The following is a 14,100-nucleotide window of genomic DNA, read 5'->3' as shown; positions in this document are numbered from 1 at the left end:
TAGCGCAGCGCCAAAATATCAGGCCTGCGCTTATCAACGATTAACTTAGAGAAAACAAAAACGCCCATCACTGGACGTTTCGTTGATCATGCTGCGCAGCCCGGGAGTATAGCACCGTGCTAGACCAACGCTTGTAGAGTGCGATGCCACCTCGAATGCCACCTCGCCCACAAAAAATAGCCCCACCTCCGAAGGAGTGAGGCTATTCAAGCTGCTATGAGAACAGCTTTTGACCGCTGTTCATCTGGCGCTGCATCGCTTTGACCAGGTTGCTTGGCGAAGTCCAAGAGTTGTCAATCTTGAAGCCATAATACTTGAGCGCTGCGTGGTAGAACTTAGGCCCAATCTTGTAGTCAACTGGCAAGCCTAGGCGTTGCTGCCAGATGCCCACTAGTTGTGACCCAACTGCCGCCTTGCTTGATACCCACTGAACCGCAGGCAAGGCCCGCGCATCAATGAACTTGTAGCCCTTGGCATTCGTCCAAGCCATGTCCTGGCTGGAGATTACGCCGTCCTGCGTACGCTTCTCTAGAGCTTCGGCGCGGCGGACTGACTTATCACCAAAGAAGCCATCGACTTCCAGGTCTCCCGTTTCGTCCTGGGCTGGCTTTGCATTCGGCGCAGGAGTGACACTAACAGAACCGGTAGCAGCACCCAAGTCTTTGGCGAATTGCGCCTTACTAATCCCAATCTTAGCCAGGTAGCCGTATGGGTCCGTGTGATCAGACCCGCCGTAATTCTGACTGCACCAGTTGTGTGACTTGATGCCGGCGGTCTTGTTGCCGTCGTCCAGGGTGAGTGGAATGCCAAGCGCCCGGCACCGTGCCGCTACGAAACTAACGAAGTTGCGGTACGCCTTGAGCGCACGAGCGCGGTCAGAGTATTCGCACAGCTCCACTTGCAGCGGGGCGTATTTGTTAGCATAGCCAGCGCCCCAGGCGGTCACACCTTCTTCGGCGACTTGCACCACCGTATTCGTGTCATCCACGAAGTAGTGGACAAAGGTCTGTGTCTTACGCCAATCGCGGTGGAAGGCAATGCCGAAGTTGGTGGCTGGAGGATTGCCAGCAGTCGCGGTCGAATGCACAACAGCAATCTTGCCGATTGTGTGCCCAGTGCCAGGGTTAATCAGATATTGCCGATTAATATTGACCATTATTGTTCCCCCTTAAACTTAAGCCAAAACGCCTTGAAGCCATCGAACAGCCCACTGACTGCGGCACCGATGCCAGCGCCAACTAATGCGGCGCCGCCCCAGTTATTGGCCCCAGTGACTGCAACGGCTACAATGCCGCCAACTAAGCCGATCAGCATGGACACCCACGGCATCCAGATGTTTGGCAGCTTAGTTTGCTTGATTGCTTGAGTAATTGCGTATACGAAAAGACCGGCGATAATAATCTCACCGGCCGTTGCTAAATTAAGACTTTGGATGATTTCCATCTCTACGCTTCCTTCCTTTTAGCTCCCTTTGAAGCTCACGTACCTCATGCTCCAACTTATCTACATCGTCTCTATCAGTGTGGTCACGACCGTTAATCACTGCGATGATGATGCCGGAGATTGCCGAGATTAATGCTATTACCACGGCTTCGCTCATCGCCATCATCCTTTCACTTGACTACAGCCTCATGCACCACCCTTAGGACGACTATCCCAGTGAAGATTGTCCCCAAAGAAATCTGGCCTAGATCCAGGTCACGGACTAGGAAAGCCAAGAAGTAAATCATCATCACAGCCATCGCAAAACCGACCGCAACTTGTTTTGCGTGGAAGTGGTGAAAATTCCAAATGCTCCAAGCCAAAACGTATCCGGCCATGGCGGCAATCAAAAGCAGTGGCATGGGATCATCCAGCACTGACAAAATCTCACGTGCAGGTGGCGGAAATTCAAAGTAGCGATTGGCCCAGACAAAGTAAAAGGCCAACCCTAGCATTTCAATGCCAGTGTATAGCCAAAATCGGTTCCTATTCAGATTGTGGCTAATACACTGTAGTTCATCTTCTGGTTTCACTTTTCTCACTTCCCTATGTCGCGCTGACGGTAATATGAACACCATAGATCGGTACGAACCCTTGAACATATCCGTCGAGCTTTCCGATCCGGTCAAACGTTTCGCCGGCTACGGTTGACATGTAGATGATAGCTGTTCCCGGGTTCACTCCCTGAACTAAGCCATTGGCATCTACTGTTGCTACCAGATTTGTCCCAGTTTTGGTTGTGTCGTAATAATATTTCACAACATCCGTAGCATCCGCAGGTGTAAGAACAGGCACCATTTGAAAAGTTCCGCCAACTTTAATGCTTGCGGAGTATTGGTTATTCTTTTGCTGAATTTTAGTGGCTTTTACTCCCGCAGTAAGTGGCGCAAATGTTGAAGTTCCCCATGTTTCCAATGCGTCTTGCAAAGACTTCGTTTGCTGAGAGATGAAAGTCTTAACATCGTCTTCGGACATGCCGTCCTTACCATCAGTGCCATTTGCTCCGTCTTTACCATCGGCGCCTGGTGGCCCCGGCGGTCCCTGTGGCCCAGTATCGCCAGTATCGCCCTTCTCGCCTTTGCTCCCAGCTCCGATGAGGTCTGGGTTCTCGGCGATGACCCGCTTGAGTTCGCTCTCAAATGTCAGCGGCGTCAAGCCAGGGAAAGGCTCCAGGTCTTTGCCAAGTGCCTGGACCACTTTGAAAGTGAACCGCTGCGCGTTGATGGTTTCAGCGCCATTCTGCAGCACCACCTCGACCTCGATTGGATCCGTACAGGTGTGCAGCGTGTCTGGGATTGTCCAGGTAAGTGTAGACGCGTCTACATCATACGACGCAGCCTGCTTGCCGACCTTTACGGTCACCGTAGCGCCGGTGGGTGTGATGCTGTCGTTAGGCAGTACAAACTTGAAGCGGAAATCGCTGTCGTTTGCGAAGTCGACGGCATCAGTCACGATAGGGTCAGCGCTACGGCTAGTGGAGAAGCTAAGTGGGATCGACCGTATCTTAGTCATACGCTCGCCCCCTAAGCGGCAGGTGTGGCCTTGACTGAGTCATACTGTGCCTGGGTGATCATAGCAACGGCTACGAAGTCTGCCATGTCAGCGTCTGTGAATAAGCCGAGCTTGTAGTAATCCAAAATGTAATCCATATTAGTTTGCCCCCTTGAGTGCAGCGAGTTCTTTCGTCAATGCTACTGTGGCTGTTTGAGCCATGGTGGCCGTCTGCTGTGCGGCAGCGGCGTCAGCCTTGGCGGTTGCCAGTTGCTTCGTAAGCAAGGCGATGGCCTGCATGTCTGCGCTTGGCTGCGGTGCTTCTGGCTCTGGGTCAGCTGGTGCGACATAGTCAGCATCGACCGTCACTGTGCCGTCAGCCAGCTTGCTGTGGCCAAGTACAATCTTGGCGATTTCTTCATCTGCCAGGTCGTAGACGGTGAAGCCGTCTGCTGTGACCTCACCAGCCTTTCGTTTGGTTGGGTTAGCCCAGCCCTTGGCGATAATTTCGCCTGACTGGTCAATCTTGAGTTTGATAAGTGCCATTTCAGTTACCTCCGTTTTGTTTAGTCTGGAAGGTCGTCATCTGTGAAGTACGCTGCCTGGAAGCTGACGTACGTGCCTGCAGGGATAGCGTCGTTCGTAGTCAACTGTGTGTCATTGAATAGCAGCATATACGCCACGGTGCCACCCTTAGCGATTGCGCGCCGGTTATATGTCGCCGGGATGAAGCCGCTTGGAACATCGCAAATCACACCACCACGCGATAGGGCCGCGCTAGTGCTGAAGGTTGCAGATGCAGTGCATACACTTCCCTTACGGTAGAAATCAATCGAAATAGATCCGTTCGTCGCAGTCTTGTGGATGAGTTCTGACGCTTCCTGCTTTCCATTATTGAGTGCTTCTAGTGCAGCCTGAATGGCGGAACCGCCTTTGGCCATACCATCTTCGATTTTGGTCCAAGTTGCCATTTCAATCTCTCCTTATAGAGATAGTCAGCAACCGACCCTAGATGGCAGTCCGAAGGCTAGATGCTGACTCTCTTGTTATTTTGTGAGCTGTTAAGCCCGGTATCTAGGCAATAATGCCCCCCCCCGAAAATTTCGGAGGCTTTACGATTTGTGATATTCAACATTGTTATTTCCTCCTTATTCGGTGGGTTGATCATCTTGTGTCAGCCAGGCGCCAGCGATGTAGGCATTGCCAGCCGCCATGCGCCATTTGACCGTATACGCGCTTCCCGAGATACCGGCGCGCTGGCTAGTGACCGTAGCACTTTGTACCCAGGACAGCGGCAACTGGCCGTGCATTGATGCGGGCTGGTAGCCGACTGGAATATTAAAAACATCCTGCGTATCAGTGCCGGACTTTGGAGCGCCTGCTGCGCCGTGAAAGCCAAACAACACAATATTGCCTACCCGAAACAGGGTCCCGTCGGCGGATGTGATGCCCGCGGTGTCGATGATGTCTGACTGAGTGACTGTGTAGCTCGTCACGTTTCCTGCGGCAAGCAGTTGGTTGAGCAACGGGGCAATAACTTCAAAATTGGCACCAATCGCGGTGCCGCCATCGGCCATGCCCTGCGTGATTTGCGTGAGTGTTACTTGTTCTGCCATCTATCTCACTCCTTATTTGAGCTTAAATCTAAGTGTCTTGTTGCCAGTGATGAGGTAGTACGCCCCATCTTCGTGCTTGGTGATTGTGCCAGCTGGCGTGTAGTCAATCGGCAGAACCACCGTAGTGCTTGTCGCGCCGTTTGTGACCTTTGTAGGTGTGACCACCTGCGGGTCAGAACCGCCTAGGCCATACGTGCTAGTGCCAAGGCCGTTCGTCTCGGTGCCAATCGCATCCACGTAGCTCTCGACCGTGAGGCTTGTCGATGCTGCTGGCACTGTCACTGTGCGGTCAGCCACGGCAGCCACCCAAGCGGTCGCCGTGGCGCCTTCTTCAATCTTGACCCAAGTAGTGCCAGCGGCCACGCCATCCTCAGTTGTGCCATTACGGATGCCCAAGACGATGATGCCGTCCGCATCTGTGGTGATGTGGCGCACCTTGCTTTTACTCAGCGGGTTGACACCCGAGCTAAGTGCCACAGCCTTGCGGTCGCACCACATGTCGTAGTAGTACCCGCCGGATGGATCGGGATATGAGGTGCTGACCGTGTAGGCCGTGTTCGGCTTGAGGGTGTACTGGAGCTGGTGCATCGAGCTGGTATCTGTGGACTTGGCCAGCCACCCAATCAGGCTCCAAAGGTTCGGGTTAGGTGCGGCGCTTAGCGTGGTGAAGCTCACTTTTGCTGATGTGCCCAAGTCTAGCCCATTCTCTGGTGTTACCGTCACGGTATAGGCCGTGTTCTGTGTGAGGCCAGTCAAGTCGATTGATGTGCCGCTGACCGTAGTCACCAGCACCCCATTACTTTTAACTGCAAATTTCACGGGATCACCCCGCTTTTTCTGTTTGCCAGCTAATGGTGGCGCTGGTTGCCGTCACGTTTGAAGCCTTCACGTTGATCACGTTGACCATCACTTCATAGACAGTAATGGTGGCAGTTGAGCTTTCGCCATTCGATGCAGTCGCAGTCAGCGTCACGGTGCCCGGCGCCAAGCACGTTAACTTGCCGTCATTGTCCACAGTAGCCACTGACTTATTGTCGACTGAGTAGGTCACAGTCTTGTCAGTAGCATCTGGTGGCTGGATGGTGACAGTCGCCGTCAGCGTGTCACCAACATGCGCCGTCTTGCCAATCGTTAGCGTGATGCTGGTCACTCCGACAGTGCCGGTGGTGACGTCAATAGCTGTGGATCGTGCGCTTTCACCTTCGCCATTATCGGCCGAGATTGAGATGCTGTGCTTTGACCCCGCAGGTAGGTTTGAGTACACCCATGAGTAGGTGCCATCCGCTGATTTCTCAAGCGTTGAGGCATCGAGCTCTTTCACCTTCTCATCGTTGTCATAGATATTGAATTTCAACTATTTCACCTTCCAACTAATGCGTACAGTAGTGTCCGAGTCAGGGCTTACGCGGAGGTCATACACCGCCGCCCTAGCTGGGCGTTGAGGCCCCGCCCCCATCGTCACCGCCAGTCGTGGTGCCTGCGCTTCCGTTGGCGCTGCCGATTTCAAACCGTAGCACTTTGTACCCGTCGATAAGGTACCAGTCACCGTCTGCGTGCTGTTCTGGTGTTCCGCTCATCTTGTATGCCACCGGCAGCGTCACCTTGGCTGTATTAGCGTCAGGATAGCTGACTGTTGCCTGAAGGGTCTTCGGATTACTGCCACCCAAGCCAAATGGCCCGGTGCCTAATCCGTCAGTTTCAGTGCCAATCGCATACTCGTAATAACTCACCGTGATGGCCGGTGTGCGTCCAAGTCCGTGCGGAACGGTGACATCAAAGCCGCCAGGGATAGCCGAACCGATACGCGCATCAATGTCATCCAGACGTGCTTTGACTGTGTTAAAGGCGCCATAAAGCGAGCTAGTACGTGCGGCGATGACCTCGGCCGCTGCATCCCCTGTGTCAGCGTCTGTCAGTTGCTTGATGAGGTCAGTATAGGTCGCTTCTTGAGTGGCCATGCGCTGCTCAACATCTCCCATGCGGCCGTTCATCGAAGTCGTGAAGCTGTTAATCGACTTATCAAAGTCTTGTAGCGACATGATGCCTTGCTGCGTGAGATACCCACACAACAGGATCCATTGTGCGAGGCTGGCCCGCACATCCTTGCCGTACATCTTCGATGCCATCTGCTTCGCATTGAGCTCGGCTGCCTTGGTCAGTGCATCCGCTTGACCAGGTGTTACCTTCAAAGGCGGAGTGGCGCTGGGGTCGTCATAAGCGACGGCCACACTGATTTCTTGTTCATTCTGAGTCCAATCTAATGTTCCGTTTTCTGCCATATCTTCACCTTCATTCTGTTGTCACCGTGATGCGTGCAGCAGGGCTATACCCGCTGTCGTAGCCTTCAAGAGTAGCTTTGACGCGAACGTAAAAGACGCCTGCCATTGAAGGGTAAAACATCCCTTTGGTAGACGTGATTGGGTCCGCGGCAGTCCAGTCGTTTTGGTCCATGCTTATTTCGGCGGTGTAAGTGTCAGCCGCCACAGCGCCGGGCGTGATCGTGTAGTGAATTTCCAATACCCCAGCCATTGCCGATAACTTGACAATCGGCTGTGCTCGTAGCGCTTTGAGCGCTTTTTCCGACTCCGCCAATACATCCTGCTGTCCAGCCCAGTTGCTTACTTGCGTGTTTAGACTCGCAATTTGAGCACCATAAACCGCTGACTGTGACTCGGCATTTTTTGCCGCAATCGTTACCTGCCGAACGTATTCCTCCTGTGATAACATCACATCCCCTGCTGTCATGGTCGAATTGCTGGGTGAGCAGAGGTCCAGGTCTTGCGTGATGATGCGATGTGTCTCATCGAAGGCCATCAACGGATTGACTATTCGGTTGTAATTGCCACATACGTAATCGTCGATTGAGTCGTTGATGAGAGACAAATCAGCAGCTGCAATCTGGATCTGCTCTTTGACTGGCTTTTGTGCGTCTAGCGCTGCTTGGCCCTTTGTCTTCAGAATTGAGGCGGTCGTCACATCGTCCCAGGTCTGGGCCACCGAAATGACGCCAAATTGAGCGATCAGAGCCTCATCCCGAAGAAATGGTGAGCCGCCATTCACGCTTTCAATCGTCAGCCGAGGGGTAGAGGTTTCCGTGGAGCTGTTGCCATCACCATCCGTACTGGTCCGATCCGCAGCCTTTCCCAAAGGTTTTAGCACCGTGAACACTGACGTCGGGTCCAACTTTTGAGTAAGGCTCATCATGTTAGACGCCAGGCGGATTACCTGATTGGTCTGTTCAGCAATCACGGGCATGTAGTCCAAGTACAGCCCATCGGATTCGTGGCGGACACGTATCTCACCACCCAGACGGCTCACAAGCTTGTCCTGGATGGTGTCGTATGTGTCCTTTGTGTCATCAGTATATCGATAGACGTTATCTGTCGAGTTGGTAACGGTCACCGCCCCGAGCTTGAGTTGCTTGTATGCTTCTACCTGCTTGTTGTGCTCAGTGATTAGTGCCTGCAGGAAGTCTTTGGGACTAACATTGCGATACTCTTTCCATGGCTGCGTTGAGTCGTGCAGGAAGTCCTCTAAGCCCATTGCGGCCACTTCATTGGTCAATGTGCCATCTGTCGTCATGGCTGGCTGGTACGTCCAAACACGGCCCTCAAATAGCTGGCGGTGCTTATCTGGTCGAAGTACCCGGATGAACGTTTGGAGAGGTTGCACATCCCCGAATAGCGGGTTGGTCGGGTCGGCAGTGACGGTAAGGGTGTCGTAGGTTGTGACTGACTTGGCTAACTTGGCGGCCATGAGGCGCGGCGTGTTGCCAAGCTCGGAGTGAATGACCACCTCTGGCCCATCCCAACCTTGGCGCATCAGAATACGATACACGTCAGATCACCTCCTTGTACCATTCGAAGGAGATGTTCCCAGTGCCAGTGACGGCCAGGTAATTCACGCCAGTTTTCAACGTCAACGGATAGGCTTGGTTCAGCGGCGTGGTGGTGCCGGCAACCAGGTCGAGCTGATTACCCGCCTGGTCGAGCAGAACCATGTTTGCATCAGTCGTGATGGTCGGCTGCAGAAGTTCACTGCTACCGTTTACTAGTATGAATGCCAAACTACCATCGACAGCGAACCTGGTCTGCTGGGCTACGTCAGTCTCGAAGGCAAAACTGTTCCAGCGGTCTCCACCTTCAGGGTTCACTGCGACTCGATATGGGTTGCAGGTCCACTCAATCGTGATATGTCCCGTTCTGAGCAGCTCATTGCGATCAGGTGCCTTCACTGGCTCCCCAACGTAGTAGTAACCAGGCTCGGTATCGTCAATCAGTGGCTGCCGCCCCATCTGGCTCTCCAGCCAGGCCACAACCGACGTGTACTTGGCGGCGAGCTCTTCCTTCGTGTAGGGTGTTGCGCCCTTCAGGTAGAACTCTGCCTTGTACGCACGGTCATCGAACACCGTATGGCCATAGATGTTAGAGAGGTCGATTGGCACGTTACTATATGGCGGCTTCACCAGGACCGGTGAACGGGCTGGATACTCGATGGTCTTAGACAGCAAGATGAGTCCCAGGTCGTGGTACGTGTGCATGCCATTGAAGGTGATACCATAATCAAATCTTGACACTTACAGTCCCCCCTCTGTCTGAAATCATCTGACGCATGCGCTGCTGCGTGCTGGCGAATGGTGCCAGTGCCGGCATCACGCTTGAGCCATCAATCACTGGCGACTTGTCCACCAGCGCCTGCAGCAGGGCCAGCGCCTTACTGCTTGGACTGATGGCAGCCGCCTGCGTGGTGCTCGCAACAGCTTGTACCTGGTGACTCACAACCGCTGAGGCGACACTCCCGCCATTCAAGGTATCCATCCCCATGTCCAACGCTGGAACGCTATCCTGGAGGTTTGCACCAAGCGTATTCATTGCAGCCACGGCGGTACCAGAATACTTGCTGATGCCGACGCCAATCCCTTCTGCCAAGAAGCGGCCAATCTGATCACGCATCACGCGTGATGGTGAGTGAATGCCAAAGAACGACTTCAGGCCATTAACTATGCCCTTGCCAAATCCTTTGATTTTCTCGCCGATCCACGCGCTCATATTTGATATACCTTTCCAGAGACCTTTAATGAGGTTTGAACCAATGTCTAGCAGGTTAATCTTTCTCAGCTCGCCAATCAGTGAAGCCCCAATATTGATTGCGGCGCTGACCACCTTTGGAAGGTTACGCACCAAACCAATAGCAAGGCTAATAATTATTTTCCCGCCCGTGGTGATAATCTCAGGCAATTTAGAAATTATCATCACGATGAACTTACCTATCAAGCTGCCAACGGTGGTCCCCAGACTTGGTAGCCGGTTCGCGATACCGTTGATCAACGACATCAGCATTTGCTGCCCTGTCTGCAGGTAACGTGAATTATTCTGAAATATCGTATCGACGAATTTGCTGATGGCCGTAATCGCGCTCTGCCCAATCGCAGGCAGATTCGAGAGAATGCCATCAATCAGATTCAGAACCAGAGTTTTACCCGCCTGTAGAATTACCGGTAGATTTGCCATCAAGAAAGTAACGTAATTGTTTATCATAGTGCTCACTACGTTGACTACTGTTGGTAACGTCTGCAACATACCGTTGATGATATTCGTCAGCATTTGCACGCCCATGTTCAGGAATGTTGGCAGGTTGGTTGTCACCCAAGTCTGAATGTTTAGAACCAAGGTTTGCAGATTTTGCATGAACCCCGGTACACCTGTGGTAATACCGCTGGCCAACTGTGAAAGCATCTTCCCGCCAGCTGTCAAAAATTGCGGAGTAGCCGCCGAAATAAAACCGGTTACTGCCCCTGGCAATGCTTTGATAATGTTGCCCACCATCGGGAAGAAGTTATTGAACAGGAAGGTGGATGTGGTTTGCGCCAGGGCCTTCAGATCAGGCCCAATGTCCATCCCCAGTGACAACTTCCCAAGCACGTTTGAAGCGGCGCTCTTCATTGAGTCAAATGACCCACTGAAGGTTGACGCCGCTTCTTTTGCTGTGGTGCCGGTGATTTTCAGATTGCCCTGAATGGCGTGAATGGCGCTGTATACGTCACTCAGGTTACTCATGTTGTACTTCACACCGGTAATCTTGGTTGCATCTGCCAGCAGGCGTTTCATTTCCTCCTGGGTGCCGCCATACCCTAGCTTTAAGTTGTCGAGCATCGTGTAGTTCTGCTTGGCAAATCCTTGGTACGCGTTCTGGATATCACCGATGTTGGTGCCCATCTTGTTGGCGTTGTCTGACATGTCCACCATGGCCATGTTCGCCTTGTCCGCCGCCTTAGAGGTGTTACCGCCCATTGACTGCAGTAATGACGCACTGAAGCTAGTAACGTTCTCCATATACGCGTTCGCCGACAAGCCAGAGGTTCGGTAGGCCTCATTTGCATACGCCTTGACTTTGGCAGCAGAACCCTTAAACAGGGTGTCAATCCCACCAAGAGATTGTTGTAGCTTGGAGCCTTCTGCTAATGACGAAGAGATGGTCTTCACCATCAGGGCCCCTGCAGCGGCAGCTCCGGCTGCTACCGCTAATTTCAGGCCAGTGCTAATTTTTCCGCCGGCGCTTTTACCAGCTGTATCTGCCTCTGGGTCAATCTGCTTCTTGATCATCCCAGAAATTCCTTTGGCAGATGGCATAATCTGCACGTAAGCCTGGCCGAGTTCAGTCGCCATTGTCATCACCTCCTTGCATCAAAATTTGTCGACGCGCTCTTTCAAAGTCCTCGCCAGACGAAAAATGCTCTTCCGATTTCGCCTCTGTGGTGCCTAATAACGCCGCAACAATCGACTTTGGCCGGTTCTTGCCGTTCTCTGCATCTTCAGTCTTGGACCACATGAGATTGTTAATCCCATCGGTAATCTGCGCCATGAGCAACGTTTCCGTCGTCACACGCTGATCAGACAACCGCATCATGATCCGCGAACTGTCACCAAGGCCACACGCAAAGACAGCTGTCCTGGTTAAAGGCAGCTGTCTAAAATCATATATGTGGTAGGTCTCAGCGAAATCACAGGCTAGTGCATCCTCATCTGTAGCAACCATTTTTGCGAGGGCTAGGATTTTTTTAGCTGGTTCTGACTTTCTAGAATCTCCTTGAGCTCGTCCATCATCTTGTCGGCTGGTACGATACCACTCTTGGCCCGAACGTGGTCTTTGAGGCCCGACGCCTGCTTCGCGCCCAGCAGCATCTCCACCGTCCGTGGTAGCAGGGCTGGATTTTCTTCTAATTTGCCGAAAGCCTCGAGCAACTCATAGTTATTCTGACGTTCATCACTGATCTCAAACGCAAAACCAGTGCTTGTTTTACCCTTCAGCATGATTATCCCTCCTGCGCTTCAGGTGCTGGCGCCGATGCTGCCTTCTTCTGGATGTACTCATAGTGTGAGTTACCTTCGTCATCCGGGAGCGCGGTCAGTGTCGTTTCGTAGCCAACCGCATCTTCATCACCGTATTTTACTTCTCCGATTTCAGACACCTGGCCTTGCGGAATGACAATGCGCTTTAGGATGCTACCTTTGAGCACCATGTCCACTACTAAGACATGAGCCTCCAGTGGTGTCGCATTTGCCTTGATTTTAATGCCGCTTTCGATTGTGCCGTCCACGTTACTAGTTCCGTATACCTCTTTGAGCACATCAGCGTTCAGTGCCTCAATCAGCGTGTACGTGAATTCATCGGTCTTCTCTTTTTGAACCACGTCTACGGTGTCGCCACCCCAGGCAGTAATCTTATCTGAAGAAGGCGTGTTCTTGTTAGTCAGGCCATCGTCAGACACATAACCTAGTGCCACGAAGGCCTTATCGAGTTCAGTCGTCGCGTCTGTAGGCAACGCAGTCGTGGCCGGTGCGGAATAAATAGCACCGCCGACTTTCGGCTTAGCAGTCGAAACATTCTCAGTTTTTGACATATTCATTCTCCTTAGTAGTAACCGATATCAAATACAGCCTGGTATCGGTACTTTTTTGTCGTTGTGTCCGTGAAGTTATAGTCGCTGTTGAGATGCACGGACGCCACCTCATCTAACTCAATCATCGCGTTCACTGCAGCCTTCACCCCCTCATTAAGCTCGGCAGCCTCTAACATCGAGTCCGCATAGCTCTGAAAGGCAAAGGTCCCAGAAGTCAGGTGGTTGCGCTCAGAACCGCCAGTTCGCTCAATAAGCACGTACTGACCTGCTGAGCTTTCCGGAGCTTCAAAAAAAGACGGTGCCGACAAGCGACCGTCCATGAATTGCTTCATTGTCTGTTCGATCATTCATCGCACCGCCTTTAAAAGTGTGTTGTTCTTCATGTTATCGCGCTTAGCTTGAACCGTGTCAGCAGATACCATGGCATTGGCACGGTTCTTACCCACAAATAGGTCTTGCTTATAACCCTCGCCGGCTCGTGTACGTACCGCCGTGGCCTTCTCTTTGAGAATGGCCTGCATCTCAGGCGATTTCATCAGTGCTGCCACTCCGGCCTGGTTCAAAACAAACCCTTGCTTAGCCATAACGCTCCACCATCACTTTCTTGTTCCAGTCAAGAGGGATCAATTCCTCAAGGCCCTCTAGTGGAATACCGAACACCCGCCAACGCTGGCCAAAGAATCGCACCTCTTTATTCTCCCAGTCGTGGTCATCCCCCTTGGGTAGCCCAAGCGTATAGGAGGCCGTGCGCCCAGTCAGGTTTAGTAGGCTCACAACGTCATTCGCCGCAGCGGGAGCGACTAAGACGTTCTCCACTGGGACTTCAACGTCATCATAAATCGGATGGCCAAACGCGTCCTCGCCGCGATTCACCTTATCGATAAGAACAATGGTGATGCCTTTAATCTTTCCCATAGAAGTCAATCACCCCATATCTCTGCCGGCGTAAACCGATACGTGCAAGTTCCGAGTTTTTGATGAATAGACCGCCACCTGGCACCAGGTAAGTTCCAGAGAAACTGTAGCCAAGGGCGCCTTCGGTGGTCTGCGTCATCGGCTCCTGGTCGGTTGAAGTCATCAGCGTTCTAGCGACAACATCAATAACCACTGACTTGACGACGTTCGCAAAGCTGGCGCGTTCTACCACCATTCGGTCCAGGTCCTTGCCCACCTTGTTGGCTTCCTCACGCAATGAGTCGGAGACAACAGCAAGAAGCGCGGTTGCCCTTGCCGTTTCGTCTTCATCTAATGGCCGCCAAAGGGTTGTCACATCGTCAACCGTTGCGAAATTCGCCATGTGATCACTTCCCCATCATTAGGTCATACAGCTCCTGCTTTTTCGCCGTTGCTGTATATTTGATACCCATTGCGTCAAGCTCCTGCTTGATTTGCTTCACTGTCACGCCATCGATGCCTTCTCCAACAGAACTTGCTACTGGCTTAGCTGGTGCAGCAACCGGCGCAGATTGCTTAACTGCCGGTGCCTGTTTAGTCTGCTGTGGCTTAGTTTGTTGTGGCTTAGGATTGGCCAGGAATGGCTCCCAGTCGCCGCCACTGATGGCGGAAGCAGACGTAATGATCACCCCGGTTTTTCTATTGCGATATTTCATG

Annotated in this window: 23 protein-coding genes; all 23 read right to left on the bottom strand. The window is 52.6% G+C overall.

What is annotated here, in order from left to right:
• Positions 1 to 214: 214 nt before the first annotated feature.
• A complete protein-coding gene (locus tag AAA927_RS00820) occupies positions 215 to 1,156 on the bottom strand; it encodes an N-acetylmuramoyl-L-alanine amidase (protein ID WP_338214795.1) in 942 nt (313 codons plus the stop codon).
• On the bottom strand, positions 1,156 to 1,443 hold the full coding sequence (locus AAA927_RS00815; RefSeq protein WP_338214793.1) for a holin: 288 nt from the start codon (positions 1,441 to 1,443) through the stop codon (positions 1,156 to 1,158). The genes AAA927_RS00820 and AAA927_RS00815 overlap by 1 nt, the downstream gene beginning before the upstream one ends.
• Positions 1,421 to 1,600 (bottom strand): hypothetical protein, encoded by a 180-nt coding sequence (locus AAA927_RS00810; RefSeq protein WP_338214791.1) that lies wholly within the window; start codon positions 1,598 to 1,600, stop codon positions 1,421 to 1,423. The genes AAA927_RS00815 and AAA927_RS00810 overlap by 23 nt, the downstream gene beginning before the upstream one ends.
• A 13-nt stretch (positions 1,601 to 1,613) precedes the next feature.
• Positions 1,614 to 2,015 carry a hypothetical protein gene (locus tag AAA927_RS00805; protein ID WP_338214789.1) on the bottom strand — a complete coding sequence of 134 codons (402 nt, stop codon included), beginning with the start codon at positions 2,013 to 2,015 and terminating at the stop codon, positions 1,614 to 1,616.
• Positions 2,016 to 2,028: 13 nt separating this feature from the next.
• A complete protein-coding gene (locus AAA927_RS00800) occupies positions 2,029 to 2,994 on the bottom strand; it encodes an Ig-like domain-containing protein (protein ID WP_338214787.1) in 966 nt (321 codons plus the stop codon).
• 11 nt (positions 2,995 to 3,005) lie between these two features.
• Entirely contained in the window at positions 3,006 to 3,131 is a 126-nt protein-coding gene (locus tag AAA927_RS00795) for an XkdX family protein (RefSeq protein ID WP_338214785.1), read from the bottom strand.
• A gap of 1 nt (position 3,132) precedes the next feature.
• Complete coding sequence (locus AAA927_RS00790) at positions 3,133 to 3,519, bottom strand: hypothetical protein (RefSeq protein WP_338214783.1); 387 nt, start codon at positions 3,517 to 3,519, stop codon at positions 3,133 to 3,135.
• Positions 3,520 to 3,539: 20 nt separating this feature from the next.
• Positions 3,540 to 3,944, bottom strand: coding sequence for a hypothetical protein (locus tag AAA927_RS00785; protein ID WP_338214781.1), 405 nt, complete (start codon positions 3,942 to 3,944; stop codon positions 3,540 to 3,542).
• Between the two features lie 177 nt (positions 3,945 to 4,121).
• Positions 4,122 to 4,589, bottom strand: a complete 468-nt coding sequence (locus AAA927_RS00780) for a hypothetical protein (protein ID WP_338214779.1) — start codon at positions 4,587 to 4,589, stop codon at positions 4,122 to 4,124.
• A gap of 12 nt (positions 4,590 to 4,601) precedes the next feature.
• Complete coding sequence (locus tag AAA927_RS00775) at positions 4,602 to 5,408, bottom strand: hypothetical protein (RefSeq protein ID WP_338214777.1); 807 nt, start codon at positions 5,406 to 5,408, stop codon at positions 4,602 to 4,604.
• A gap of 4 nt (positions 5,409 to 5,412) precedes the next feature.
• Positions 5,413 to 5,943 carry an Ig-like domain-containing protein gene (locus AAA927_RS00770; RefSeq protein WP_338214775.1) on the bottom strand — a complete coding sequence of 177 codons (531 nt, stop codon included), beginning with the start codon at positions 5,941 to 5,943 and terminating at the stop codon, positions 5,413 to 5,415.
• A 73-nt stretch (positions 5,944 to 6,016) separates the two neighbouring features.
• Positions 6,017 to 6,868, bottom strand: coding sequence for a hypothetical protein (locus tag AAA927_RS00765; RefSeq protein ID WP_338214772.1), 852 nt, complete (start codon positions 6,866 to 6,868; stop codon positions 6,017 to 6,019).
• A gap of 10 nt (positions 6,869 to 6,878) precedes the next feature.
• Complete coding sequence (locus tag AAA927_RS00760) at positions 6,879 to 8,426, bottom strand: phage tail protein (RefSeq protein WP_338214770.1); 1,548 nt, start codon at positions 8,424 to 8,426, stop codon at positions 6,879 to 6,881.
• 1 nt (position 8,427) lies between these two features.
• Positions 8,428 to 9,165: a hypothetical protein gene (locus AAA927_RS00755; protein ID WP_338214768.1), complete on the bottom strand. Its 738-nt coding sequence runs from the start codon at positions 9,163 to 9,165 to the stop codon at positions 8,428 to 8,430.
• Positions 9,152 to 11,254, bottom strand: a complete 2,103-nt coding sequence (locus AAA927_RS00750; protein WP_435891503.1) for a phage tail protein — start codon at positions 11,252 to 11,254, stop codon at positions 9,152 to 9,154. Before AAA927_RS00750 ends, AAA927_RS00755 begins: the two co-directional genes overlap by 14 nt.
• Positions 11,244 to 11,624: a DUF5361 domain-containing protein gene (locus AAA927_RS00745; protein WP_338214765.1), complete on the bottom strand. Its 381-nt coding sequence runs from the start codon at positions 11,622 to 11,624 to the stop codon at positions 11,244 to 11,246. The genes AAA927_RS00750 and AAA927_RS00745 overlap by 11 nt, the downstream gene beginning before the upstream one ends.
• Before the next feature lie 11 nt (positions 11,625 to 11,635).
• Positions 11,636 to 11,899, bottom strand: coding sequence for a hypothetical protein (locus AAA927_RS00740; protein ID WP_338214763.1), 264 nt, complete (start codon positions 11,897 to 11,899; stop codon positions 11,636 to 11,638).
• Positions 11,900 to 11,901: 2 nt separating this feature from the next.
• On the bottom strand, positions 11,902 to 12,489 hold the full coding sequence (locus tag AAA927_RS00735; protein WP_338214761.1) for a phage tail tube protein: 588 nt from the start codon (positions 12,487 to 12,489) through the stop codon (positions 11,902 to 11,904).
• Between the two features lie 11 nt (positions 12,490 to 12,500).
• On the bottom strand, positions 12,501 to 12,836 hold the full coding sequence (locus AAA927_RS00730) for a hypothetical protein (RefSeq protein ID WP_338214759.1): 336 nt from the start codon (positions 12,834 to 12,836) through the stop codon (positions 12,501 to 12,503).
• Positions 12,837 to 13,073 carry a hypothetical protein gene (locus AAA927_RS00725; RefSeq protein ID WP_338214758.1) on the bottom strand — a complete coding sequence of 79 codons (237 nt, stop codon included), beginning with the start codon at positions 13,071 to 13,073 and terminating at the stop codon, positions 12,837 to 12,839. It lies immediately after the preceding gene.
• Positions 13,066 to 13,404, bottom strand: coding sequence for a hypothetical protein (locus tag AAA927_RS00720; protein WP_338214756.1), 339 nt, complete (start codon positions 13,402 to 13,404; stop codon positions 13,066 to 13,068). The genes AAA927_RS00725 and AAA927_RS00720 overlap by 8 nt, the downstream gene beginning before the upstream one ends.
• Positions 13,391 to 13,786, bottom strand: coding sequence for a phage Gp19/Gp15/Gp42 family protein (locus AAA927_RS00715; RefSeq protein WP_338214754.1), 396 nt, complete (start codon positions 13,784 to 13,786; stop codon positions 13,391 to 13,393). Before AAA927_RS00715 ends, AAA927_RS00720 begins: the two co-directional genes overlap by 14 nt.
• A 4-nt stretch (positions 13,787 to 13,790) precedes the next feature.
• Positions 13,791 to 14,099 (bottom strand): hypothetical protein, encoded by a 309-nt coding sequence (locus AAA927_RS00710; RefSeq protein ID WP_338214752.1) that lies wholly within the window; start codon positions 14,097 to 14,099, stop codon positions 13,791 to 13,793.
• Position 14,100 lies beyond the last annotated feature (1 nt).

This window comes from Lacticaseibacillus salsurivasis (assembly GCF_036246225.1).
GTDB lineage: Bacteria > Bacillota > Bacilli > Lactobacillales > Lactobacillaceae > Lacticaseibacillus > Lacticaseibacillus salsurivasis.
The sequence above is the reverse complement of the archived record's forward strand: the minus strand, read 5'-3'. Positions and strand labels throughout refer to the sequence as shown.

Bases quoted from the DNA above. Each gene is read 5' to 3' on its own strand.
- AAA927_RS00820 (WP_338214795.1), bottom strand. From the start codon at position 1,156: ATGGTCAATATTAATCGGCAATATCTGATTAACCCTGGCACTGGGCAC.
- AAA927_RS00815 (WP_338214793.1), bottom strand. From the start codon at position 1,443: ATGGAAATCATCCAAAGTCTTAATTTAGCAACGGCCGGTGAGATTATT.
- AAA927_RS00810 (WP_338214791.1), bottom strand. From the start codon at position 1,600: ATGAGCGAAGCCGTGGTAATAGCATTAATCTCGGCAATCTCCGGCATC.
- AAA927_RS00800 (WP_338214787.1), bottom strand. From the start codon at position 2,994: ATGACTAAGATACGGTCGATCCCACTTAGCTTCTCCACTAGCCGTAGC.
- AAA927_RS00795 (WP_338214785.1), bottom strand. From the start codon at position 3,131: ATGGATTACATTTTGGATTACTACAAGCTCGGCTTATTCACAGACGCT.
- AAA927_RS00790 (WP_338214783.1), bottom strand. From the start codon at position 3,519: ATGGCACTTATCAAACTCAAGATTGACCAGTCAGGCGAAATTATCGCC.
- AAA927_RS00785 (WP_338214781.1), bottom strand. From the start codon at position 3,944: ATGGCAACTTGGACCAAAATCGAAGATGGTATGGCCAAAGGCGGTTCC.
- AAA927_RS00780 (WP_338214779.1), bottom strand. From the start codon at position 4,589: ATGGCAGAACAAGTAACACTCACGCAAATCACGCAGGGCATGGCCGAT.
- AAA927_RS00765 (WP_338214772.1), bottom strand. From the start codon at position 6,868: ATGGCAGAAAACGGAACATTAGATTGGACTCAGAATGAACAAGAAATC.
- AAA927_RS00750 (WP_435891503.1), bottom strand. From the start codon at position 11,254: ATGGCGACTGAACTCGGCCAGGCTTACGTGCAGATTATGCCATCTGCC.
- AAA927_RS00745 (WP_338214765.1), bottom strand. From the start codon at position 11,624: ATGGTTGCTACAGATGAGGATGCACTAGCCTGTGATTTCGCTGAGACC.
- AAA927_RS00740 (WP_338214763.1), bottom strand. From the start codon at position 11,899: ATGCTGAAGGGTAAAACAAGCACTGGTTTTGCGTTTGAGATCAGTGAT.
- AAA927_RS00735 (WP_338214761.1), bottom strand. From the start codon at position 12,489: ATGTCAAAAACTGAGAATGTTTCGACTGCTAAGCCGAAAGTCGGCGGT.
- AAA927_RS00730 (WP_338214759.1), bottom strand. From the start codon at position 12,836: ATGATCGAACAGACAATGAAGCAATTCATGGACGGTCGCTTGTCGGCA.
- AAA927_RS00725 (WP_338214758.1), bottom strand. From the start codon at position 13,073: ATGGCTAAGCAAGGGTTTGTTTTGAACCAGGCCGGAGTGGCAGCACTG.
- AAA927_RS00720 (WP_338214756.1), bottom strand. From the start codon at position 13,404: ATGGGAAAGATTAAAGGCATCACCATTGTTCTTATCGATAAGGTGAAT.
- AAA927_RS00715 (WP_338214754.1), bottom strand. From the start codon at position 13,786: ATGGCGAATTTCGCAACGGTTGACGATGTGACAACCCTTTGGCGGCCA.
- AAA927_RS00710 (WP_338214752.1), bottom strand. From the start codon at position 14,099: ATGAAATATCGCAATAGAAAAACCGGGGTGATCATTACGTCTGCTTCC.